Origin of the sequence: Nocardia sp. NPDC059764, assembly GCF_042732555.1 — a bacterium.
Lineage (GTDB): Bacteria > Actinomycetota > Actinomycetes > Mycobacteriales > Mycobacteriaceae > Nocardia.
In genome coordinates this window covers 99,379-119,108 of the sequence record NZ_JBHWHH010000001.1, presented here as the reverse complement: position 1 = coordinate 119,108, position 19,730 = coordinate 99,379, and the positions used below count along the sequence as shown (strand labels likewise).

20 protein-coding genes are annotated in these 19,730 nt (G+C 68.9%); 11 read left to right on the top strand and 9 right to left on the bottom strand.

Annotated elements, in window-relative coordinates; all coding sequences use genetic code 11:
• Window positions 1-44 precede the first annotated feature (44 nt).
• From ACFV4K_RS00575 to ACFV4K_RS00560, 4 genes are read right to left on the bottom strand one after another with little or no spacing between them, the layout of a single operon-like run.
• Complete coding sequence (locus ACFV4K_RS00575; RefSeq protein ID WP_379270903.1) at window positions 45-605, bottom strand: ATP/GTP-binding protein; 561 nt, start codon at window positions 603-605, stop codon at window positions 45-47.
• Between the two features lie 22 nt (window positions 606-627).
• Complete coding sequence (locus tag ACFV4K_RS00570; protein WP_379270894.1) at window positions 628-1,059, bottom strand: DUF742 domain-containing protein; 432 nt, start codon at window positions 1,057-1,059, stop codon at window positions 628-630.
• Window positions 1,056-1,484, bottom strand: coding sequence for a roadblock/LC7 domain-containing protein (locus ACFV4K_RS00565; protein ID WP_357090392.1), 429 nt, complete (start codon window positions 1,482-1,484; stop codon window positions 1,056-1,058). The genes ACFV4K_RS00570 and ACFV4K_RS00565 overlap by 4 nt, the downstream gene beginning before the upstream one ends.
• 11 nt (window positions 1,485-1,495) lie before the next feature.
• Window positions 1,496-4,294 (bottom strand): nitrate- and nitrite sensing domain-containing protein, encoded by a 2,799-nt coding sequence (locus tag ACFV4K_RS00560; RefSeq protein ID WP_379270893.1) that lies wholly within the window; start codon window positions 4,292-4,294, stop codon window positions 1,496-1,498.
• A 281-nt stretch (window positions 4,295-4,575) separates the two neighbouring features.
• Between ACFV4K_RS00560 and ACFV4K_RS00555 the strand changes: the two genes are divergently transcribed.
• Window positions 4,576-5,217, top strand: coding sequence for a DUF4389 domain-containing protein (locus tag ACFV4K_RS00555; RefSeq protein WP_379270901.1), 642 nt, complete (start codon window positions 4,576-4,578; stop codon window positions 5,215-5,217).
• On the opposite strand, the gene ACFV4K_RS00550 is transcribed toward ACFV4K_RS00555, so the two are convergent.
• Genes ACFV4K_RS00550 through ACFV4K_RS00540 form a run of 3 tightly spaced genes read right to left on the bottom strand, consistent with a single transcriptional unit; the run spans window position 5,181 to window position 7,796 of the window.
• Window positions 5,181-6,188 (bottom strand): ATP-binding cassette domain-containing protein, encoded by a 1,008-nt coding sequence (locus ACFV4K_RS00550; RefSeq protein ID WP_379270891.1) that lies wholly within the window; start codon window positions 6,186-6,188, stop codon window positions 5,181-5,183. The genes ACFV4K_RS00555 and ACFV4K_RS00550 overlap by 37 nt on opposite strands.
• Entirely contained in the window at window positions 6,185-7,000 is an 816-nt protein-coding gene (locus ACFV4K_RS00545; protein ID WP_379270890.1) for an ABC transporter permease, read from the bottom strand. The genes ACFV4K_RS00550 and ACFV4K_RS00545 overlap by 4 nt, the downstream gene beginning before the upstream one ends.
• Window positions 6,993-7,796 (bottom strand): ABC transporter permease, encoded by an 804-nt coding sequence (locus ACFV4K_RS00540; RefSeq protein WP_379270889.1) that lies wholly within the window; start codon window positions 7,794-7,796, stop codon window positions 6,993-6,995. The genes ACFV4K_RS00545 and ACFV4K_RS00540 overlap by 8 nt, the downstream gene beginning before the upstream one ends.
• A 192-nt stretch (window positions 7,797-7,988) precedes the next feature.
• Here ACFV4K_RS00540 and ectB point away from each other — a divergent pair, with 192 nt between their 5' ends.
• From ectB to ACFV4K_RS00510, 6 genes are all read left to right on the top strand, one after another.
• Entirely contained in the window at window positions 7,989-9,251 is a 1,263-nt protein-coding gene (gene ectB / locus ACFV4K_RS00535; RefSeq protein ID WP_379270887.1) for a diaminobutyrate--2-oxoglutarate transaminase, read from the top strand.
• 248 nt (window positions 9,252-9,499) lie between these two features.
• The gene (locus ACFV4K_RS00530; RefSeq protein WP_379270885.1) at window positions 9,500-10,312 is read left to right on the top strand and encodes an ABC transporter permease; all 813 of its coding nucleotides are present in this window, start codon (window positions 9,500-9,502) and stop codon (window positions 10,310-10,312) included.
• Entirely contained in the window at window positions 10,285-11,130 is an 846-nt protein-coding gene (locus ACFV4K_RS00525) for an ABC transporter ATP-binding protein (RefSeq protein WP_379270883.1), read from the top strand. The genes ACFV4K_RS00530 and ACFV4K_RS00525 overlap by 28 nt, the downstream gene beginning before the upstream one ends.
• Window positions 11,127-12,122, top strand: coding sequence for an ABC transporter substrate-binding protein (locus ACFV4K_RS00520; RefSeq protein WP_379270882.1), 996 nt, complete (start codon window positions 11,127-11,129; stop codon window positions 12,120-12,122). Before ACFV4K_RS00525 ends, ACFV4K_RS00520 begins: the two co-directional genes overlap by 4 nt.
• A gap of 10 nt (window positions 12,123-12,132) precedes the next feature.
• Window positions 12,133-13,278 carry an LLM class flavin-dependent oxidoreductase gene (locus ACFV4K_RS00515; RefSeq protein ID WP_379270880.1) on the top strand — a complete coding sequence of 382 codons (1,146 nt, stop codon included), beginning with the start codon at window positions 12,133-12,135 and terminating at the stop codon, window positions 13,276-13,278.
• A gap of 123 nt (window positions 13,279-13,401) precedes the next feature.
• Window positions 13,402-15,081, top strand: coding sequence for a bifunctional metallophosphatase/5'-nucleotidase (locus tag ACFV4K_RS00510; protein ID WP_379270878.1), 1,680 nt, complete (start codon window positions 13,402-13,404; stop codon window positions 15,079-15,081).
• Window positions 15,082-15,090: 9 nt separating this feature from the next.
• Here the strand turns inward: ACFV4K_RS00510 and ACFV4K_RS00505 are convergent, their stop codons facing one another.
• Entirely contained in the window at window positions 15,091-15,858 is a 768-nt protein-coding gene (locus tag ACFV4K_RS00505) for a glucose 1-dehydrogenase (protein WP_379270876.1), read from the bottom strand.
• Window positions 15,859-16,147: 289 nt separating this feature from the next.
• On the opposite strand from ACFV4K_RS00505, the gene ACFV4K_RS00500 reads away from it, so the two are divergent.
• The 4 genes from ACFV4K_RS00500 (at window position 16,148) to ACFV4K_RS00485 (ending at window position 19,220) form a co-directional block, all read left to right on the top strand.
• Window positions 16,148-16,711: an HD domain-containing protein gene (locus tag ACFV4K_RS00500; RefSeq protein ID WP_379270874.1), complete on the top strand. Its 564-nt coding sequence runs from the start codon at window positions 16,148-16,150 to the stop codon at window positions 16,709-16,711.
• 63 nt (window positions 16,712-16,774) lie between these two features.
• Window positions 16,775-17,683, top strand: coding sequence for a LysR family transcriptional regulator (locus ACFV4K_RS00495; protein WP_379270873.1), 909 nt, complete (start codon window positions 16,775-16,777; stop codon window positions 17,681-17,683).
• A 226-nt stretch (window positions 17,684-17,909) separates the two neighbouring features.
• Window positions 17,910-18,185: a hypothetical protein gene (locus ACFV4K_RS00490; RefSeq protein ID WP_379270871.1), complete on the top strand. Its 276-nt coding sequence runs from the start codon at window positions 17,910-17,912 to the stop codon at window positions 18,183-18,185.
• A gap of 309 nt (window positions 18,186-18,494) precedes the next feature.
• Window positions 18,495-19,220: a hypothetical protein gene (locus ACFV4K_RS00485; protein WP_379270870.1), complete on the top strand. Its 726-nt coding sequence runs from the start codon at window positions 18,495-18,497 to the stop codon at window positions 19,218-19,220.
• Window positions 19,221-19,261: 41 nt separating this feature from the next.
• On the opposite strand, the gene ACFV4K_RS00480 is transcribed toward ACFV4K_RS00485, so the two are convergent.
• Entirely contained in the window at window positions 19,262-19,630 is a 369-nt protein-coding gene (locus ACFV4K_RS00480) for a hypothetical protein (protein WP_379270868.1), read from the bottom strand.
• Window positions 19,631-19,730: the final 100 nt, after the last annotated feature.

Below are 19,730 nucleotides of genomic sequence, written 5' to 3'. Positions count from 1 at the left end.
GCGTTCGCACCCGGGGCGATTTTTGTTCCGGTCCCGCGGCCGGTTCAGCCGGCCAGCGCCGGGGCGCGGCGCGTTTGCAGGATCTGCTCCAGCAGCGCCACCAGCACCAGCTTCACCGACTCCCGATCGCGGGCGTCGCAGTCCATGAGGTGGATGGCGGGGGACAGGTCCAGCGCCTCGCGGACCTCGCTCAGCTCGAAGCGTGATCCGGACTCGAATCGGTTGACCGCCACCACGAACGGCGTCCCGCGCTGCTCGAAGAAGTCCAGCACCGGGTAGCAGTCCTCGACCCGACCGGTGTCGACCAGCACGATGCCGCCCAGCGCGCCGTCGAGCAGATCGTCCCAGAGGAATTCGAAGCGCTCCTGGCCGGGCGTGCCGAACAGGTAGAGCACCAGACCGGCGTCGAGGGTGATGCGCCCGAAGTCCAGCGCGACCGTGGTGGTGGTCTTGCCGGTGGCCAGGCCCGGATCGTCCAGTCCCACCGACACTTCGGTCATGGCGGCCTCGGTGGACAGCGGTTCGATCTCGGAGATCGCCCCGATGAAGGTGGTCTTCCCGACCCCGAATCCGCCGCTGGTCACCACCTTCACCGAGGAGGCCAGCGGCAGCGGATCGCCGGATATATCAGAGGTTCCGAACAAGGTCCCGGATCCTTTCCAGAGCAGCGGTGGAGAGTTCGTCGGTGCGTCCCACCGACACGTGCCCGGCCGACACCAGATCACTGACCAGCACCCGCGCCACCCCGATCGGTACCCGTAGGGCCGCACCGATTTCGGCGATGGAATGCGGGCGCTGGCACAGTCGTGCCACCCGTTCGAGTTCGAAGCGTAGCGGTGCGGACAATGCCGCCGGGGTGGCGCGCACCAGAGCCTCGATGCGCAGCCCGTCGACGACGGGGGTGGTGCGTCCGGAGGTGATCATGAAGGGTCTTACCACCGGTTCGTCGGAGTCGTGAAATCCTGTCGGTCGGGCGCCGGGCGCGGGCGCGCCGGACCAGCCGCTGGGGCGGGTCGGTGCGATCATGCGCGCGTCCGGCAGCCGATGCGAATCATTCATCGGCTCAACGATTCTCGCAGTTCACTGATCAGCGCCGGGGTGAGCAGCGCGCCGGCCCGGTCGGCCAGCACCGCCATCTGGTAGCCGACCAGCCCGACATCGGCGTTGTGGTCGGCGATGACGCCGATGCAGCTGCCGTTGGCCATGGCCGACACCAGCAGGAACCCGCGTCCCATCTCGATCATGACCAGCCGCAGGCCGTCGAAATCGTAACTGCGGGAAGCGCTTCGGCCCAGGCTGGTGAGGCCGGAGACGATGGCGGCCAGCCGGTCGGCGCCATTGCGGTCCAAGCCTTGGGACATGGCCATGAGTAGCCCGTCGGAGGACACCGCGACGGCGTCACGGACGCCGTCGGTGGTGCGCACGAAATCCGCCAGCAGCCAGTTGAAGGTGTGCGGATCGGTATCGGTGTAATGGGTGGTCACCCGGTGTCCTCCTATGCTCGCGATCCGGGTCGGGGCGGTTCGCCGCCCTGCCCGCGCTGATGCCCGGATCGGAATCCGGCCAAAATGCTGCGTATCTCGTCGGGTGAACGGTCCGCGACCGGCGTCGGGGTTGGCCGCCCGGCTGCCGGTTGAGCGCCACCCGGAGTGGCGCCCGTGTGCCCGCGAGTCTTCCGGCTCCGCTTGACGAGACCGTTTCGCGTACGTTGCACCTCCGGGACGGCTCCCGAAACGTCCGGCCCCGCCGCCGGTGAGCCCGGCGAAACCGGCTCCACGGCAGCGGTCTTCGGCGCGGCGGCCGCGGTACCGCCGCCCGTCGTCCCGGCGGGCTTCACGGTGGTCGCCGAAGCCGTGCCGGGGTTCTCGGTCGCGGCCGTCGTGCCCGCGGTGCCGGTTGCCCGCGGGGCGCCGGGTGTGACGGCCGCACCGGATGTCGTGATCGGCGGTGCCGGAACAGGCGGCAGCGCGGCGGAATCGGTGACCGGGCCGGTCGACGCGGGCCGCGAGACCGTGGGCGTCGGCGCCGGGGCCTGCTGATCCTTGTCCGGGCGCGGAACGAGCTTGATCGTGTTGGGGCGCACCGGCGAACCATTGCCGCCGGTGGGTTCGCTCGGGGCCGCGGAGCCCACGTCGCCGATGATCTCGGTGAGGGCCGCGAACGCGGCGGCCGTGTCGTAGACGGGGTCGGTGGCGGCGGGGGCCGAGGGCTCCGCCTCGTCCTCCGGAGGCTCCGCGAGGGCAGCCGGTGCCACCGCGGGCGTGGAGCTGTGGCGGCCGGGCTTGGACTCGGGCATGGTGCCCACCACGGTCGGAAGCTGCGCTCCCGCCGCGTGTTTCGAGTCCTGCGGTGCGGCGGGCCGGTCGGCGGCGGGGTCGCCGAGCAGCTCGGTCGGCAGCAGCATGCGTGCCACCACACCGCTGGTCGGCGACACCGTGAGCTCGACCTCGATGCCGAGCCGCCGCGCCAGCCGGCCCACCACGTAGTGCCCGAGGAACCGGGTGGGCGCGACCAGGAAGTCGGCCTCGCCGCGCAGCCGGGCATTGGCGGTGGCGAGCTGGTCGGGCGGCATGCCGACGCCGTGGTCGACGACCGCGATCATGTACCGCGAGCCCAGGCGGCGGCCGTAGATCTCCACCTCGAGGTCGGGCGGGGAGAACGACAGCCCGTTCTCGATGAGTTCGGCGAGCATGTGCGCGACCTCGCTGACGTGCGCGCCCGCGATGGCGGTGTCGTCCACCCGGCGCAGCACCACCCGCCGGTAGTCGTCGACCTCGGACAGTCCGGCCCGGATGACGTCGGTCAGCGGGATGGGCTTGGACCAGCGGCGCGGGCTGGATTCGCCGACCAGCACCAACAGGCTCTCGGCATTGCGGCGCATGCGGGTGGCCAGGTGGTCGAGTTCGAAGAGGTTGGACAGCGCGTTGGGGTCGAGTTCCTCACGTTCGAACTCGCTGATCAGGCCGAGCTGGCGGCGCACCAGGTTCTGATTGCGCCGGGCCAGGTTGGCCATGGATTCGGTGGAGTTGCGGCGCAGCCGGGCCTGGGCGGAGGCGAGTTCGTAGGCGGTGGTCTGCACCCGGTCCAGGGCGGTGGCCACGGACGCGATCTCGGCGCCGGCGCTCTCGTCGGCGCGGACCGGTTCGGGCGGTTCCGGGTCGGCGTTGTCGGAGTTCTGCCAGGCCTCGATGAGCTGCGGCAGTCGCCGCCCGGCCACCACGCCGGCTTCCTCGGCGAGGTCGGCGAGCGGTCGCACGATGGCGCGCACGGTGGCCACCACCAGCCACACCTGGGCGGCAATGGCGAGCGCGGCGGCCAGCAGGTACAGCGCGAGCACCAGGGTGGCGTCGCGGCGCAGGTCGCCGGCCCGGCCGGTGATCTCGCCGCCGATGCTGCGCTGCACGGTGCGTTCGCCGTCGATGACCGAGCTCATCTCGCGCCACCAGTCGGCCGGGTTCACCGGTTCGGTGAGGGGTCCGCGGATGGAGGCGATGGCGACGGCCTCGGCGGTGTTCACCCGGATGGACTCGTCGGTCTGCATGGCGGCGTACAGCTTCGACCGCTGCGCGGGGGTGGCGTCGCGTTCGAATCCGGTGATGGCGGCCTGCTTGGCGGCGCGGATGTCGAGGAACTTCACGTACTCGCCGGGGCCGAACTCGCCCGCGGCGAAGACGCCCGCGAGGAAGCCGCGCTCCTGGGCGGTGAACTCCTTGACGTCGCCGAGGTCGTGCAGCGATTGCAGGCCTCGCCACAGCTGTGGGTCGGGCGCGTGGTCGAGGCCGGGCCGTGCCTGGTTCAGCGCGGCGATGGCATTGGTGTAGAAGGTGAACGACGCGGCACGGTCGCTGCGCCCGGCGTCGACGTCGGACCGGTTGGCGGTGACGCCGGAGAACTGGGACAGCCCCGAGCGGACCTGATCGGCGCCCGGCGGCTGATCGCTCAGGGTCTGATTCAGCTGCTGCAGTGCGGTATCGGTGGCCAAGCGCTGGTTGCCGATGGCGGGCCGGGCCGCGGCGTCGCCGCCGAGCATGCCGTTGGTGAGGCCGCGTTCGCGCTGGATCTCGTGCACCAGGTCCTGGACGTCCAGGGCGAGGCGCACCGCCCGCGCGGTCTCGCCGGTGTCGCGGAAACTGTTGACCTGGTGGGTGATGATGACGGCCAGCAGGGCCAGCACCAGCGCGACGGAGAAGATCAGGATGCGGCGCAGGCGCGCCGCGATGGTGCGCGGCCGGATCAATTCCCGTGGCGGCGTGAGCTTCACGTTACCCGGCGGCAACATTTTCGCCGTACCCACCTTCACTCCGTCTCCCGATTATCAGCTGGCGTGCCGACCCGGGCCGAGCACATGGAGAATAGTCAGCAACGTCGCACACCCGACCCTGGTCCGCAATTCGAACGATGCCGATGTGGTGTGCGGAACTCGGTGTCGCGCGCGCTATTACGAATCTGGTCACAATGTGTGAGAAGCAGATGTGATCTTCGCGTCGCCGGGGAAACAATGGGGTGAACAACGGCTCACCGCTGTTCGCGCGGTGGTCGCCAGGTGTGCGCCGCCGGTCGAGAGGAGTGACGGCCATGCAGCCAAGTCCTGTTTATCCGGTTCGTGTACGAGGGGATCTCGATCCCGCGGTCTCCCGCTGGCTGTGGATAGTCAAGTGGATACTTGCTATTCCACACCTGATCGTCCTGCTCTTTCTGAGCATCGCCTATCTCGCGGTCAGTGTCGTCGCCTTCTTCGCCATCCTCATTACCGAGCAGTATCCGAGAGCGCTGTTCGATTTCAATGTCGGTGTGCTGCGCTGGAGTTGGCGGGTGCGTTTCTATGCCTTCTCGCAGCTGGGCACCGATAAATACCCACCGTTCAGTTTGGAACCTGACCCGGCATATCCGGCGGACCTGGAGGTCGACTATCCCGAACGCTTCAGCCGCGGCCTGGCCCTGATCAAATGGTGGCTGCTCGCAATTCCGCAGTATCTGATCGTGGCGGCGCTGGTGTACGGCGGCCGGAACTCGTTCGCGCCCATGGCGATTCTCGTGCTGGTCGCGGTGATCGCGCTGCTGTTCACCGGCGTCTACCCGCAGGGCCTGTACGACTTCCTGATGGGCATCAACCGCTGGTCGTTGCGGGTGCGCGCCTACGCCTCGCTCATGACCGACGTCTATCCGCCGTTCCGGCTCGATCAGGGTGCGAGGGAGCCCGACGCCGCGGCCTCGTAGAGCCGCCGCACCACGTCCTCGATATCGGGTTCCTCGATGGACAGGTCGCGGACCTCGGCGCGCGCCGACACGGCCGCGAGCAACTGCGCGGCGGTGGTGGCCTCGGTATCGAAGGCCAGCCGCTGCCGCATGCCCGCGCCCGCGCTGTCGAGCAGTTTCGCCCCGGGCAGGTCGTCGAGGTCCGCGGTGGGCTCGGCGAGGTCGACGGTGAGCACGCGTTGCGCGCCGACGGTCGCGCCGAGCCCGGTCAGGGTGCCGTCGTAGATCAGCCGCCCGTGATCGACCACCAGCACCCGCTCGCACAACCGCTCGATATCGCCCATGTCGTGGGTGGTGAGCAACAGGGTGGTGCCGCGCTGGGTGCGCTCGTGCCGCAGGAATTCGCGTAATCGCTGCTTGGACAACACATCCAGGCCGATGGTCGGCTCGTCGAGGATGACCAGTTCCGGCGAATGCAGCAGCGCCGCCGCGACTTCCGCGCGCATGCGCTGCCCCAGCGACAGCTGTCGCACCGGCGTGTCGAGGGTGCCGCCCATCTCCAGCTGCGTGATGAGCTCGGCGGTGCGAGCCCGCGCGGCGCCCGGTTCGAGCCGGTGGATGGCCGCCAGGATCGAGAACGATTCGCGCAGCGGCAGATCCCACCACAGCTGTGAGCGCTGCCCGAACACCACGCCGATCCGTGAGGCCAGTTCGCGGCGCTGCCGCACCGGGTCCAGTCCACAGGTCCGCAACCGTCCGGCCGAGGGCACCAGGATCCCGGTGATCATCTTGATGGTGGTGGACTTGCCCGCGCCGTTCGCGCCGATATACCCGACCGCCGCGCCGGGCTCGACACGGAAACTCATGTCGTCCACGGCGGTCAGCACCTCGCGCCGCCGTCGCCAGCGGCCCTCCTTCTTGCTGACCGTGAAAGTCCGTGTCAGGCCCTCGATCTCGATGATGGCCCGCTCGCCGGTCCGGGTCCCGCTCATCCGCCGCCTCCTTGATAGTGCCTGGTCCCGAGCCGCCACAGGAACAGCGCCACCGCCCATACCCAGGCCGCCGCCACCGGGGCCGCCCACGCCAGCCAGCCCGGCAGCGGCGCGGGCCCGGGCAATCCGAGCAACGCGATGGCGGGCAGATAGGAGGTGAAGGCGACCGGAATCAGAAATCCGAACACGAGTTTCATCGGGGTGGGGAACACCGAGGTCGGTTGCATCGAGGCGTAGGAGCCGCCGTAGGTGAAGGAATTCGTCAGCTCCGAACCGTCGATCAGAAAGAACTGCACCCCGGCGGCGCACACGAAAAGCCCTGCGAAGATGGCGATTCCGGAGGCCACGGTGACCACGAACAGCACCAGGTGCGCTGAGGACCAGTGGATGTCGTTGCGCGCCAGGCCGAACGCGAGCACGGTGGCGGCCACCGCGATGCGCGCCAGCCGCCGCAATTGCACATCACTGGTCATGAGCTGGAGCAGCAGTGGTTGCGGCCGCAGGTAGTACGCGTCGAGGGTGCCCATCCGAATGTAGGTGGGCAGCGTGTCGGCGTGCCCGACCACCATGTCGGCGATGGCGAAACAGGTATTGCTCATGCCGAACAGCAGCAGCATGCCGTTCAGATCGAGCCCGCCCAGTTGCCGCACATTGTGGAAGACCACCCACATTTCGGCGAACTCCATCAGCCCGATCAGGAAGGCGCTCAGCACATCCGTGGCGAAGGACAGCGGGTACGCGCGTTGCGCGCGCAGCCGGGATCCGAGGACCGCGCGATAGGGCGCCAGACGTGAGGGGATCGCCTCACCCACCCTGCACCTCCAGCTTGCGGCGTCCCGCCCGCAGCAGCAGTTGCCCGAGCCCGACCAGAACCACCAACCAGAAGCATTGCACGGCAACGATTTCCACCGCAGCCCACCCGGTGGTTCGCCCGGACAGCAGATCGACCGGCCATTGCAGCATGGACGGGAACGGGGTGGAGTAGGCGACGGCGCGCAGCCAGCCCGGGAACAGGTGGACCGGCGCGAACAGTCCGGCCAGGAAGGTCCCGCAGATCATGTGCAGGGACCGCAGTCCGCGCGTCTCGATGAGCCAGAACCCGGCGAGGCTGACCGCGAACATGGACAGGAACGACAGGACCATGGCCAGCAGCAGGCTGATCGCGCCCAGCGCGTACGGGCCGGGCGTGGCCGGGAAGGCGAGTCCGAAGGTGAGCGCCCCGGCCAGGATGCTGGGCAGCCCGCGCGGCAGCAGTGAGAACCCCGCGCGTCCCAGGTATTCCGCGAGGTGCGCGAACTGGATGTCGACGGGTCGCAGGAAGTCGATGGCGACGTCGCCGGTGCGGATGCGTTCCACGATGTCGGGCAGCATCCAGAAGGCGATGGCGCCCAGTAGTCCCTGGGAGAGCCAGATGTAGGCCCCGATGGTGCCGCGGTCGTAGCCGCCGAAGCCGTTGTTCTCGCGGACGGCCGTCATCAGGACGGCCGCGCGGACGAAGCCGAACACGAGATTGGTGAGCAGGCCCGCCGCCATCGCCGGCCGATAGTGCGATTGTCTGCGAAACCCTGCTTTGACCAGCTGCCAGTAGACCCCCACGTCGCTGCGCACAGTGGTGTGACCCTACGGATGCGGCCGGTGTCCCGCAACGAGTTATGCTGGGTGCCGGTCTGTTGCGGTGTGCGTCACGTGGTCATAGGCAGCGGGTATGGCCGCCCGATTCGAAAGAAAATGATTTCGCTTCGGCGCCCATGTGATAGAAACAACAGCGTTTCACTTAGTTGCGACGCTAGGAACCACACGATGACCATTGCAGAGACGACCGTTTTCGAGGCGCTCGAATCCAATGTGCGTGGCTACTGCCGTTCCTGGCCGACCGTTTTCGACACCGCCCGCGGCGCGTGGCTGACCGACGAGAACGGCAAGGAGTTCCTGGACTTCTTCGCCGGCGCCGGCACCCTCAACTACGGTCACAACAATCCGGTCTTCAAGAAGGCCCTGGTCGACTACATCATGGCCGACGGCATCACCCATGCCCTGGACATGTCCACCGTCGCCAAACGCCGCCTGCTCGAGACCATGCGCGATCTGGTGTTTACCCCGCGCGGCCTCGACTACAAGGTCCAGTTCCCCGGCCCGACCGGCGCCAATGCCGTGGAGGCCGCGCTCAAGCTGGCCCGCAAGGTCACCGGTCGCACCACCGTCCTGAACTTCACCAACGCCTTCCACGGCATGACGCTGGGCGCGCTGTCGGTCACCGGCAACGCCGCCAAGCGCGCCGCCGCGGGCGTCCCCCTGGTGCACACCACGCCGATGCCCTTCGACGGCTATCTGGATGAGCCCGAGGACTTCTCGTGGATGCGCCGCGCGCTCGACGACACCTCGTCGGGACTCGACAAGCCCGCCGCCGTCATCGTCGAGACCGTGCAGGGCGAGGGCGGGGTCAATGTGGCCCGTGCCGAATGGCTGCGCACCCTGTCCGAATTGTGTTCGGCCCGCGGCATTCTGCTCATCGTCGACGACGTGCAGATGGGCTGCGGCCGCACCGGCCCGTTCTTCTCCTTCGAGATCGCCGGCATCACTCCCGACATCGTCGCGGTGTCCAAGTCCATCAGCGGCTACGGCCTGCCCATGGCGCTGGTGCTCATGCGCCGGGAACTGGACCAGTGGGCGCCCGGTGAACACAACGGCACCTTCCGCGGCCACAACACCGCCTTCGTGACCGCCGAGGTCGCGCTGCGCGAGTACTGGTCCGACGACGCCCTCGAGCGGTCCACCCTGGCCAAGGGCGCCCGCATCCACGATCAGCTGGTCACGCTCACCGAATCCTTCGGCGGCATCACCACCCGCGGCCGCGGTCTGGTCCACGGCCTGGTCTTCGAGGACGCCTCGCAGGCCGAGAAGGTCTGCCAGGTCGCCTTCGAACTCGGCCTGCTGGTCGAGACCTCCGGAGCCACCGAGCAGGTCGTGAAGCTGCTCCCGCCCTTGACCGTCAGCGATGACGAGATCACCCACGGTCTGGGCATTCTCGCCCGTGCCGTGGAGATCGTCCGCGACGGCCACTAGACGTCGGTCACCGCCCACACCGGTGCCGACCGGGTGCCGGGTTCCCAGCTGCGGAGGGAACCCGGCACCACCCCTTCTTTCTCGACCCGCAGCATTCGACGCACAGCTCTCCCAGGCCCTCGGGATCCCAGAATCACGGGGATTCCAACCGGTGACCGGCCGGGCCGGGAACGGCACAGTCGGACAGGTGGCGCTCGAAAGGCCCTCGGCCGCCACGGTCCCCGTCCCGTTCGCCCGAGGGGTGCTTCGTGTCCTCCATTGCCGTGCAGGCCCGGCCCGTCGTGGGCCGGCCACGCCTGCCGAACGTTTCCGCGCTGGCCCGTTTCGTCGCGCCGCTGCTGGTGGTCGTGGCCTGGCAGCTGGCAAGCGCGACCGGGGTGCTGCCCGAGCGACTGCTCGCCTCCCCGGTGACGGTCGTCGAGACGGCGGTGGACTTGATCAAGGACGGCACGCTGACCAAGGCCGTGTCGGTGTCCCTGAGTCGTGCGGCGCTGGGATTCGCCATCGGCGCGGCCGCCGGTATCGCGCTGGCGTTGGCGGCCGGGTTGAGCCGAGCGGGGGAGTACCTGGTCGACCCGCTCATGCAGATGCTGCGGACGCTGCCGTTCTACGGCCTGATCCCGCTGTTCATCCTGTGGTTCGGCATCGGTGAGCTGCCCAAGATCGTGCTGGTCGCCTTCGGCGTCGCGATTCCCCTGTACCTCAACACCTTCGCGGGCATCCGCAGCGTGGACGGCAAACTGGCCGAGCTCGCGCAGGTGCAGCGGCTCAGCCGCGCGGGACTGATCCGGCACATCGTGCTGCCGGGCGCGCTGCCCCAGACCCTGGTCGGGTTGCGGCAGTCGCTGGGCGTGGCCTGGCTGGCGTTGATCGTGGCCGAACAGGTGAATGCCGATGCGGGCCTGGGCTTCATGATCAACGACGCCCGCGAATTCCTGCGCACCGACGTGATCGTGGTCGGGCTGCTCGTCTACAGCGTGCTCGGGCTGCTCACCGACGCGCTCGTCCGTTCGATCGAGAGGAGAGCGCTGTCATGGCGACGCGGCTTCCTGGCACCCTGACCGATTCGGTGATCGCGGCGACCCTGGCCGGACTGGAGGAGACCGTCCGCGCGGAGACTCCCGCGGCCGCCGAGACGCCGACGAGTGCCGAGACCCCGGAGGTGGCCGAGACCTCGGTCGTGCGAATTCGCGGTCTGGTCAAGGACTTCGGCGAGCGCCGCGTCCTGCACGGCCTGGATCTCGACATCCGCCCCGGCGAGTTCGTGGCCCTGCTGGGCCGCAGCGGCTCCGGCAAATCCACCCTGCTGCGGGCACTGGCGGGCCTCGATCGGGAGACCGAGGGCGAGCTCACCGTCTCCGGCGAGGTCGCGGTCGCCTTCCAGGAACCACGGCTGGTCCCGTGGAAGCGGGTGCGCGACAACGTGGTTCTCGGCCTGCGCCGCGCCGACGCCAAGACGGCGGCTGCCGCGGCACTGGCCGAAGTCGGCCTGGCCGAGCGCGGCGAGGCCTGGCCGCTGACCCTCTCCGGCGGCGAGGCCCAGCGCGCGTCGCTGGCCCGCGCCCTGGTCCGGGAACCGGGTCTATTGCTGCTCGACGAACCCTTCAGCGCCCTGGACGCCCTGACCCGCATCACGATTCACGGCCTGGTGCTGGACCTGTGGGCCCGGCACCGGCCCGGCGTCCTGCTGGTCACCCACGACGTGGACGAGGCGCTGCTGCTGGCCGACCGCGCCCTGGTGCTCGACGGCGGGCGCATCGGCCGCGAGCTGCCCATCGACCTGCCGCGCCCCCGGCGGCGCGACCACCCCGAATTCCAGGCCCTGCGAGCGGCTCTGCTCGCCGAGCTGGGCGTCACCCCGGAAGGAACCACCGAATGAAGACCAAGCGCCTGTTCGCCGCCCTGGCGGTCGCCGCGACCCTCGCGGGCGCGGCGTGCTCCTCGGGCAATGACGACGCCAAGGGCGTGAACGCGGACGGTTCGGTGGATCTGTCCCAGGTGACCCTGCACGTCGGTGATCAGAAGGGCCTTGCGCTGCAAGCCCAGCTCGAGGTGTCGGGCGAGATGAAGAATCTGCCGTACAAGATCGAATGGTCCACCTTCACGGCCGGTCCGCCGCTGCTCGAGGGCATCAACGCCGGCTCGGTCGACTTCGGCGGGGTCGGTGACGCGCCGCCGGTGTTCGCGGCGGCCGCCAAATCGCAGATCAAGATCGTGGGATCCTACGACTCCGGCGTCGCCGCGAACGCCGTGATCGTGCCCAAGGACTCGGCCATCAAGGACCCGAAGGACCTGCGCGGCAAGAAGATCGCGGTCACCAAGGGCAGCTCCGCGCACTACCACCTGCTGTCGGTGCTGACCAAGAACGGGCTCAGCTTCAGCGATATCGAGCCGCAGTACCTGCAGCCCGCCGACGCGCTCGCCGCCCTGTCCACCGGTCGCGTCGACGCCTGGACGGTCTGGGATCCCTACGCCGCGCAGGCCGAGGTCGGCGGGGCCCGCGTGCTGGTCGACGGCACCGGCTACGTGAAGCCGGACAGCTTCTTCGTCACCGGCTCGAAGACGTTGGACAACAAGGCGAATGCCGCCGCGGTGCGGGATCTGCTGGAACGTCTGCGGCGCGCGCACGTGTGGATCACCGGGCACCGCGAGGAGTGGGCCAAGCAGTCCTCGGGGATCACCGGCGTGCCCTACGACGTCACCCTGCTGGCCGTGAATCGCGCCAACTACCAGGACCATCCGCTCGATGAGGAGACGATCGCCGCGGAACAGCAAGTGGCCGACGGCTTCGCCGACGCCAAGCTGATCCCCGGCAAGGTCCGGATCGCCGACTTCATCGACACCCGTTTCAACGACCGATTCACCTCCTAGGAGTCCCCGCATGAGCTTGTCGTTCCATTGGTTCCTGCCCACCTCCGGCGACTCCCGCGGCCTGGTGGTCGGCGGGCACGGCACCCCCATGTCCGGGGACCGGCCCGCCTCGCTGCACTACCTCAACCAGATCGCCGCGGCCGCCGAGAGCAATGGCTTCGAGGCCGTGCTCACCCCCACCGGCTCCTGGTGCGAGGACGCCTGGCTGACCACCGCCATGCTGGTCGAGACCACCGAGACGCTGAAGTTCCTGGTCGCGCTGCGTCCGGGCCTGATGAGCCCGACCCTGGCCGCGCAGATGGCGGGCACCTTCCAACGGCATTCGGCCGGACGGCTGTTCATCAATGTGGTGACCGGCGGCGAACCGCGCGAGCAGGCCGCCTACGGCGACTTCGCCGACAAGGAGTCCCGCTACGCGCGGACCGGCGAGTTCCTGGATGTGGTGCGGTCGCTGTGGAATTCGCACGAGCCCGTCACCTTCCACGGCGAGCACATTCGCGTCGAGAACGCGCTGCTGAGCAACCGGCCCGACCCGGTGCCGCCGATCTTCTTCGGCGGGTCCTCGGGCCCGGCCGGTCCGGTCGCGGCCCGCTACGCCGACACCTACCTGACCTGGGGTGAGCCGGTCCTCGCGGTGAGCCGCAAGCTGGACTGGATCCGCGGGCTGGCCGTCGACGCGGGCCGCAAGCTCGACTACGGGCTGCGCATCCACGTCATCACCCGCGACACCTCCGAAGAGGCATGGGCGGTCGCCGACAAGCTGCTCGCCGGCATCGACCCCGCCGATATCGAACGCGTCCAGGCCGCCCTGGCGCAGAGCGAGTCCGAGGGGCAGCGCCGCATGTCGGAACTGCACAACGGCAGCACCGACCGGCTCGAGATCGCCCCCAACCTGTGGGCGGGCGTCGGCCTGGTCCGCGGCGGCGCGGGCACCGCCCTGGTCGGCTCGCACGCAGAGGTGGCCGAGCGGCTCGTCGAGTACTCGAAGGCCGGCATCTCCCACTTCGTGCTCTCGGGCTACCCGCACCTGGAGGAGGCGTACTGGTTCGGTGAGGGCGTGCTGCCGATCCTGGAGCGAAAGGGCCTGTGGCAGCACCCGATCCGGCGTCCGTCCGTCCCCGCCGCCACCCCGTTCGCGAGCGCGTCCAGCAGCTAGACCGTTCGTCTCGACGGCCGCCCGCCCGAGCGGTGGGCGGCCGTCGGCGTGTGCGGGGCGGGGACGGCGGAATTCACCCCGCCGTCGTGCGTGCGTCGACGGCGTCTGACACAGTCGACAACCATGAGCGGTCGGCGTGTTCTCGGTGTGTGCGCGGCGGTGCTGAGCCTGGCCCTGGTGGCGGGGTGCGGGGGAGCGGAGCACACCACGCCCGCGACTCCGAGTGCCGTGCCCCTGGTCTCGACCTCGGACCTGCCGCGGGCGAAACCCGGTGAGGTGCACTTGTTCGGCCTCAACGACCTGCACGGCAACCTTCAGCCGCCGGACGGGTCCAATGGCAGGGTGGGCGCGTATCAGGCCGGGGGAGCGGTGTATCTGGCCGCGCACCTGGCCCGGTTGAAGGCGGCCTATCCGGACAGCGCGGTCCTCGCGTCCGGAGACGACGTGGGTGCGAGCCCGCTCGTCTCGGCGCTGTTCCACGACGAGCCGACCATCGATTTCCTCAATTCGGTCGGCGTCGCGGCCTCCTCGGTCGGGAATCACGAATTCGACCACGGCGTCGTCGAATTGCGCCGACTACAGCAGGGCGGCTGCGCACTGGACGGGTGCAGCCCGGGCGAGCCGTTCACCGGAGCGAAGTTCGCGTACCTGGCCGCCAATGTCACCGACGCCGACGGACAACAGCCGCAGGGCTCGAGGCCGTGGACCATGCTGGAACTGGGCGGGCACAAGATCGGTGTGGTCGGCGTGGTCACCCCCGACACCGCGAACATCGTCATGCCGGAAGGCATTCGCGGCTACCGCTTCGGCGACGAGGCCGACGCCATCAACAAATACGTGCCCGCCATGAAGGCCGCGGGCGCGGAAACCGTGGTGGCGCTGCTGCACGATGGCGGAACCCAGCAGACCCAGGGCCGACCGCTGGACTACAACGGCTGCGACGGCATCTCGGCGGGCGTGAAAACCCTGGCGCACAGGACCGATGCCGCCGTCTCGGTGATGCTCACCGCGCACAGTCACCAGGCCTACAACTGCACCCTCGACGGCAAGGTGGTCACCCAGGCGGCTTCCTTCGGCCGCCTCGTCACCGATGTGACGCTGCGCTTCCACGACGGCACAGTGGAGGCCTCGGCGGTCAACCGGGTCGTCACCCGCGACATCACCCCCGACCTGGCCACCGCGAAACTGGTGGACTTCTTCGCCGCGCAATCGAAACCGCGCGCCGAACGTGTCATCGGCTCGGCCGCCGCGCCTCTGCTCGCCGAACCCGCGCCCGCCGGGGACTCCCCGCTCGGCGACGTCATCGCCGACTCCATGCTCGACGCCATGGCCTCGGTGCGAGCGGTGGCCGCGTTCATGAACCCCGGCGGCGTCCGCGCGGGCCTGTCCGGCGGGAACATCACCTACGCGCAGGCATATACGGTGCAGCCGTTCGGCAATCAGGTGGTGGCCGTGACGCTGACCGGGCAGCAGATCCTGAATCTGCTGGAACAGCAATGGGACAATGTGAGCAAGCCCGGCGTGCTGTCGGTCGCGGGCATCACCTACTCGTACTCCGACGCCGCGCCCAAGGGGCACAAGGTGATCGACGGCAGCGTCCGGGTGGCGGGGGAGCCGTTGAATCCGGTGGCGGTCTACCGGGTGTCGACCAACAGCTTCCTCGCCGCTGGCGGCGACGGCTTCTCGGTGTTCACGCAGAACACCGAAACCCTGGTCGGGCCCATCGATCTCGACGCCCTGGAGGCGTATCTGCGGACCCGCGGCGCCGTCGCCCCGCCGGGCGGCCGGATCGAGAAGCGCTGACGCCCGGACTTATTGGCCCATCACGTATTTCACGGTCGGACCGGCTGTCCAGCCGCCGTCCACTGCCAGTTCCGCGCCGGTGATGTAGGAGGCCGCGTCCGAGAGCAGGAAGACGATGGCCGCCGCGATCTCGTCGGCCTCACCGACCCGGCCCAGCGGGGTGTTCGGGTAGCCGCGCTCACCCTGCTGGATGCCGACCTGCGCGGTCATCGGCGTGTAGGTCATGCCCGGGTGCACCGAGTTCACCCGAATACGGTCGACGCCGTTCTCGATGGCGGCCACCTTGGACATGCCGCGCACCGCCCACTTGGACGCGCCGTAGCTGCCGGTGAGCGCCAGACCCATCAGCCCGGCCGCGGAGGAGATATTGACGATCGACCCTCCGCCCGCCTCCTTCAGCGCCGGAATGAAGGTCCGCATGCCGAGGAAGACCCCGACCAGGTTGATGTCGATGACCTTGCGGAAATGCTCGACCGACTCGTTCGCCAGCAGCTCGCCGGTGGCGATCCCGGCATTGTTGACCAGGCCGTTCACGGTCCCGCCGAAGGCCTCGCGGGCGGCGGCCGGCGCGGCCACCCAATCGGGCTCGGAGGTGACGTCGAGGTGCTGGTAGACGGCCCGCGCGCCGAGCTCGGCCGCCAGGGCCTTGCCGTCGTCGTCGAGGACGTCCGCGATCACGACATTGGCCCCGGCCCCGACCGCCTGCCGCGCGGTCTCGGCGCCGATGCCGCGGGCCGCGCCGGTGATCAGGATCGTCTTGCCGGACAGGTCGTGCATGGGGGCTCCTTTCGAAGGATCCGGCGCGCAGGCACGGTGACCCGCTCGCCGGTCACACACAGTTGGTTTGCTGAATATTGTCCAATGCGTTCCGGATTCGCCCGGAGCCACATCCGAATCCATATTGTGGATATGTCAGCCAATTCAATCGGGGTCCGGTTCGGGTATTCCCGGACGGGTCGACCGGACTCCGGCACCAGCGCGGTGGCCGACAACGTGCGCAGTGCAGAACACCGCACAGCTCATGGCTGCGGTGGCGAGCCCCGGCGCCCCGCCGTAGGGTGCGGGCGTGAACCGCGCGCCCGCCGCCCCGCTCGACACCGTCGCCGACCTCATGGCACTGCTCGCCGACTGCCACGACGCCTGGGACATGCCCGACCGCAGCGGGGATCCGGTCGACATCCTCGACCACGACCGGCAGTGCGCCGAACTGCTGCGCCGCGACCACCCCGCCGATGCGGAACTCCAGGTCGCCGGGCTGGTGCACGACATCGGGCACAAGCTGGTGCCCGGCGACGACGCGGGCCACGGGGAGCACGGCGCCGCTGCCGTCCGCGGCCTGCTGGGCGATCGCGTCGCACGGTTGGTCGAGCTGCACGTGGTCGCGAAACGGTATCTGGCAGCGACGGATTCGGCGCACGCCGCGGCCTTGTCGGAGTTCAGTCGGCGCACCTTGGTCGCGCAGGGCGGCCCGATGACCGCGGCCGAGATCGCCGCCTTCGAGCACGACCCCGATTTCGCGGCGGCCATCGCATTGCGCCGCGCGGACGACGCGGGCAAGGTCGTCGGGCTGCCCGTGCGGCCGCTCGACTTCTGGCTGCCGGTCATCGAGCGCGTCGCCGCCACGCGCTGACCCGTTCGTCCGACCTCCCCCCGCTCGTCGGGCCCCTGTGAGGTCTGTGCATAGACTCGATCTATGCCGTTGTCCCCCCGCGTACCGGACCTGTCCGCGCTCGACCTGCTGCTCTCGGTGATCGAGCTGGGCAGTCTCGGGCGGGCGGCCAAAGCGCACGGGATCAGTCAGCCGTCGGCCAGCTCGCGGATCCGCTACCTCGAGCAGCTGGTCGGCGTTCCGGTGCTGGAGCGGACCACGCTCGGTTCGCGGCCCACCGCGGCGGGGGCGCTGATCGCGGAGTGGGCCCGGGACGTGGTGGACGCGGCCGCGCGCCTGGACGCCGGGATCGACAGCCTGCGCGCGCAGCGGGATTCGCGGTTGCGGGTCGCGGCCAGTCAGACCGTGGCGGAGTACCTGTTCCCCAAATGGCTGATGGCCCTGCGCACGCGGATGCAGGACACCTCCATCGCCCTGGAATCGGGCAATTCGACCGAGGTGGCCAAGGCGGTGCTCGACGGCCGGGCCGGGATCGGATTCGTCGAGAGCCCGCACCTGCCCCGCGAGCTGGAAAGCCATGTGGTGGCGCGGGATCGGCTGGTCGTGGTCGTCGCGCCCGGCCACCCGTGGGCGCGGCGACCGGAGATCGACGCCGCCGAGCTGGCCCGCACCCCGCTCATCTACCGCGAGCCCGGCTCGGGCACCCGCACGTCGTTCGAGCGCGCCATGACCGCGGGTGTTCCGGGATGGCGGCCGGAGATCGCGCTGGAGTTGTCCTCCACCACCGCCATCAAGACCGCGGTCGCCGAAGGCCTCGCGCCCGCGGTGCTCAGTTCGCTGGCGGTGGCGACCGAATTGGCCGAGGGCATTCTGGTTTCGCCCGGTGTGGCCGGTCTGGATTTGGAACGGCAGTTGCGAGCTGTATGGCCGATCGGCCAGAAGCCGACGGGCCCGGCGCGTGACTTGTATGTCATTGCGAGCCGACCGATCTGAGGCATTCAGGAGAGTTTCCCTGTCACTTCGGGGAGATTTGTCCGAAGTGTTGACAGAGTGACACCGATCACCTTAATGTTCCGGCGCAGGCGAACCGGATTTCCGGATGGCTATGTCTGCCTGCACATTCAAACTTTCTTTACAATGGCTTCGCTGAATTCGCAGCGCGAAGACACAAGTGCGCCAACGGCTCCCGCGCGTGTTACCAAAGGGTTATGGTCACGGAATGGTGCGAACCGCCGCCGCTGCCGCAGACCCGGATGAGCCTGTCATCCCGGCTACTGCTGCGCGGCCGAAGCTAGAGGTTGTTCCCGAAACGCCCGACTCCGAAGCGCCACAGCCTCACTCCTTCGGCGCACACGTCCTCGGCGCGGCCGACATCGAGCGACTCCCGTCCTCGGCCCGCCACCGCATCGCGGCCTTCATTCACCTGCAGGTGGCGACCCTGGAGGAGTGGCCCGAGCCGGTCCTGCCTCCGATCCCGGAGCTCGACGAGCTCTGACGGAAACCGGCCGGTCGCGGAGGTCCCGTGCCGGCCGCCGTACGGGCCTTTCGACGGCCTGTCCGGTCAGGCTGCCGATGGCCCGACCGTGCCGTGTTCACCTTCTGGACACTTTCAATCCATTCAAGTGAACAATGGAATACCTTGGCGCACAACGAGACAGCTACGAGAGATCTCGATTGTGTTACGAGTCACTTATGGCAAATATGCATTGCCGATGCGCTGAGAACCGACTTAGAGTCTGCTTGTCAGTAACTGATCCTGCGATGAGTTCTTTTTCCGCGGGCATACTCAATCGAGGTAAATCACATGCGCAAGAGCGGAATCGCAGCGGTCACCGCATTAGTGGCCACCGTCACGGCAATCACCGCGGGTACGGCAAATGCCCAGCCCGAAACGGGTGACGTGGGCGCCATTCACTACTCGGCGTCGGCCACCGACCGATCGGCCATCATTTCCACCGATATCGGGACGATGGATGTCGAGAACGGCGTCTTCAAGATCAAAGCCGCCGATGGCACGGTGGTAGCCGGAACCGAACTGACTTTCCGGGTGGACGATTTCGTGTTCCCGATCGCGGCCGAAATCCGGAACCGCACGGTCACGCTGACGCCGCAATTCGATCTGGGCCACGCGGCCTATCACCCGGTCGCGCTGCCGTTCGAGGACACCGCGCCCTGGAAGACCCCCTATGACCGCGAGCAGGCGGCGTGGAACCGCATGAAGGACACCATCTCCGTCGGCGCCACCATCGGCACCCTGGTCGGCGGCATCGGTGGTGCGGCCGTGGGCTGCGCCCTGGGCGGCATCGCGGTCGGCGGCGGCGCCACGCTGGCCACCGGCATCATCGGCGGCCTGTTCTCGTTCCTGCCGGGTGCGGTCGTGGGCTGCCTCGCGGGCGCCGCGGCCATGGGCGCGCTCGGCGCCGTCGGCGGCTTGATCCTGGTGACCGCCCCGGTGGCCATCGCCGCCGCGATCCAGTACTTCACCACCATCAACCAGCCGTTCACCCCGGCTCCGTCCCCGGCGAAGTAGCCCGGGACCCGAGGGCCGTGGGGTCGTGGCCGGTCAGCCGGTCACGACTCCAGGCTCTCGACGCCCTCGCCCTTGCGGACCTGCCAAGAGCTGAGCTTGCGTCCCCGCCACTCACCGTGGACCAGGGGATTGTGCCCGTGCCGTCCGCTCTGCTGTTCCCGCCGGAATTCGCGGAAGTACTCGAACCGAATCCACAGCAGACCCGAAACGATAAGCACCGCAGCGGCAATCGCCCCGATTATGGTCCAGCCGTAGAACTTGGACGCGGCCGCCACGATCGTCATCCCGAGCGCCGCGATTCCGAGCAGGCACATAATCAGCGCCGGCCCTTCCCGCGGATCCTCGATAGCGTCGCCGGGATGCGGATGCCAGTGTTCGCCGTTGGCCTCGACCGCCGTCACCCTGACCATGTCCCTACCTCCCTCGAGCAGCGGAAATTCCTGTCTTCTCTCCAGAATGCACCCGCCGCCGGGGCTACGCGAGAGCAATTGCCGGAAAACTCGAACTCCG

What these genes read in the sequence shown, in the direction of transcription:
- ACFV4K_RS00505 (WP_379270876.1), bottom strand. Translation starts at nt 15,858, where the DNA reads ATGCACGACCTGTCCGGCAAGACGATCCTGATCACCGGCGCGGCCCGC.
- ACFV4K_RS00550 (WP_379270891.1), bottom strand. Translation starts at nt 6,188, where the DNA reads ATGAGCGGGACCCGGACCGGCGAGCGGGCCATCATCGAGATCGAGGGC.
- ACFV4K_RS00555 (WP_379270901.1), top strand. Translation starts at nt 4,576, where the DNA reads ATGCAGCCAAGTCCTGTTTATCCGGTTCGTGTACGAGGGGATCTCGAT.
- ACFV4K_RS00510 (WP_379270878.1), top strand. Translation starts at nt 13,402, where the DNA reads ATGAGCGGTCGGCGTGTTCTCGGTGTGTGCGCGGCGGTGCTGAGCCTG.
- ACFV4K_RS00520 (WP_379270882.1), top strand. Translation starts at nt 11,127, where the DNA reads ATGAAGACCAAGCGCCTGTTCGCCGCCCTGGCGGTCGCCGCGACCCTC.
- ACFV4K_RS00495 (WP_379270873.1), top strand. Translation starts at nt 16,775, where the DNA reads ATGCCGTTGTCCCCCCGCGTACCGGACCTGTCCGCGCTCGACCTGCTG.
- ACFV4K_RS00480 (WP_379270868.1), bottom strand. Translation starts at nt 19,630, where the DNA reads ATGGTCAGGGTGACGGCGGTCGAGGCCAACGGCGAACACTGGCATCCG.
- ACFV4K_RS00525 (WP_379270883.1), top strand. Translation starts at nt 10,285, where the DNA reads ATGGCGACGCGGCTTCCTGGCACCCTGACCGATTCGGTGATCGCGGCG.
- ACFV4K_RS00570 (WP_379270894.1), bottom strand. Translation starts at nt 1,059, where the DNA reads ATGAATGATTCGCATCGGCTGCCGGACGCGCGCATGATCGCACCGACC.
- ACFV4K_RS00515 (WP_379270880.1), top strand. Translation starts at nt 12,133, where the DNA reads ATGAGCTTGTCGTTCCATTGGTTCCTGCCCACCTCCGGCGACTCCCGC.
- ACFV4K_RS00485 (WP_379270870.1), top strand. Translation starts at nt 18,495, where the DNA reads ATGCGCAAGAGCGGAATCGCAGCGGTCACCGCATTAGTGGCCACCGTC.
- ectB (WP_379270887.1), top strand. Translation starts at nt 7,989, where the DNA reads ATGACCATTGCAGAGACGACCGTTTTCGAGGCGCTCGAATCCAATGTG.
- ACFV4K_RS00490 (WP_379270871.1), top strand. Translation starts at nt 17,910, where the DNA reads ATGGTGCGAACCGCCGCCGCTGCCGCAGACCCGGATGAGCCTGTCATC.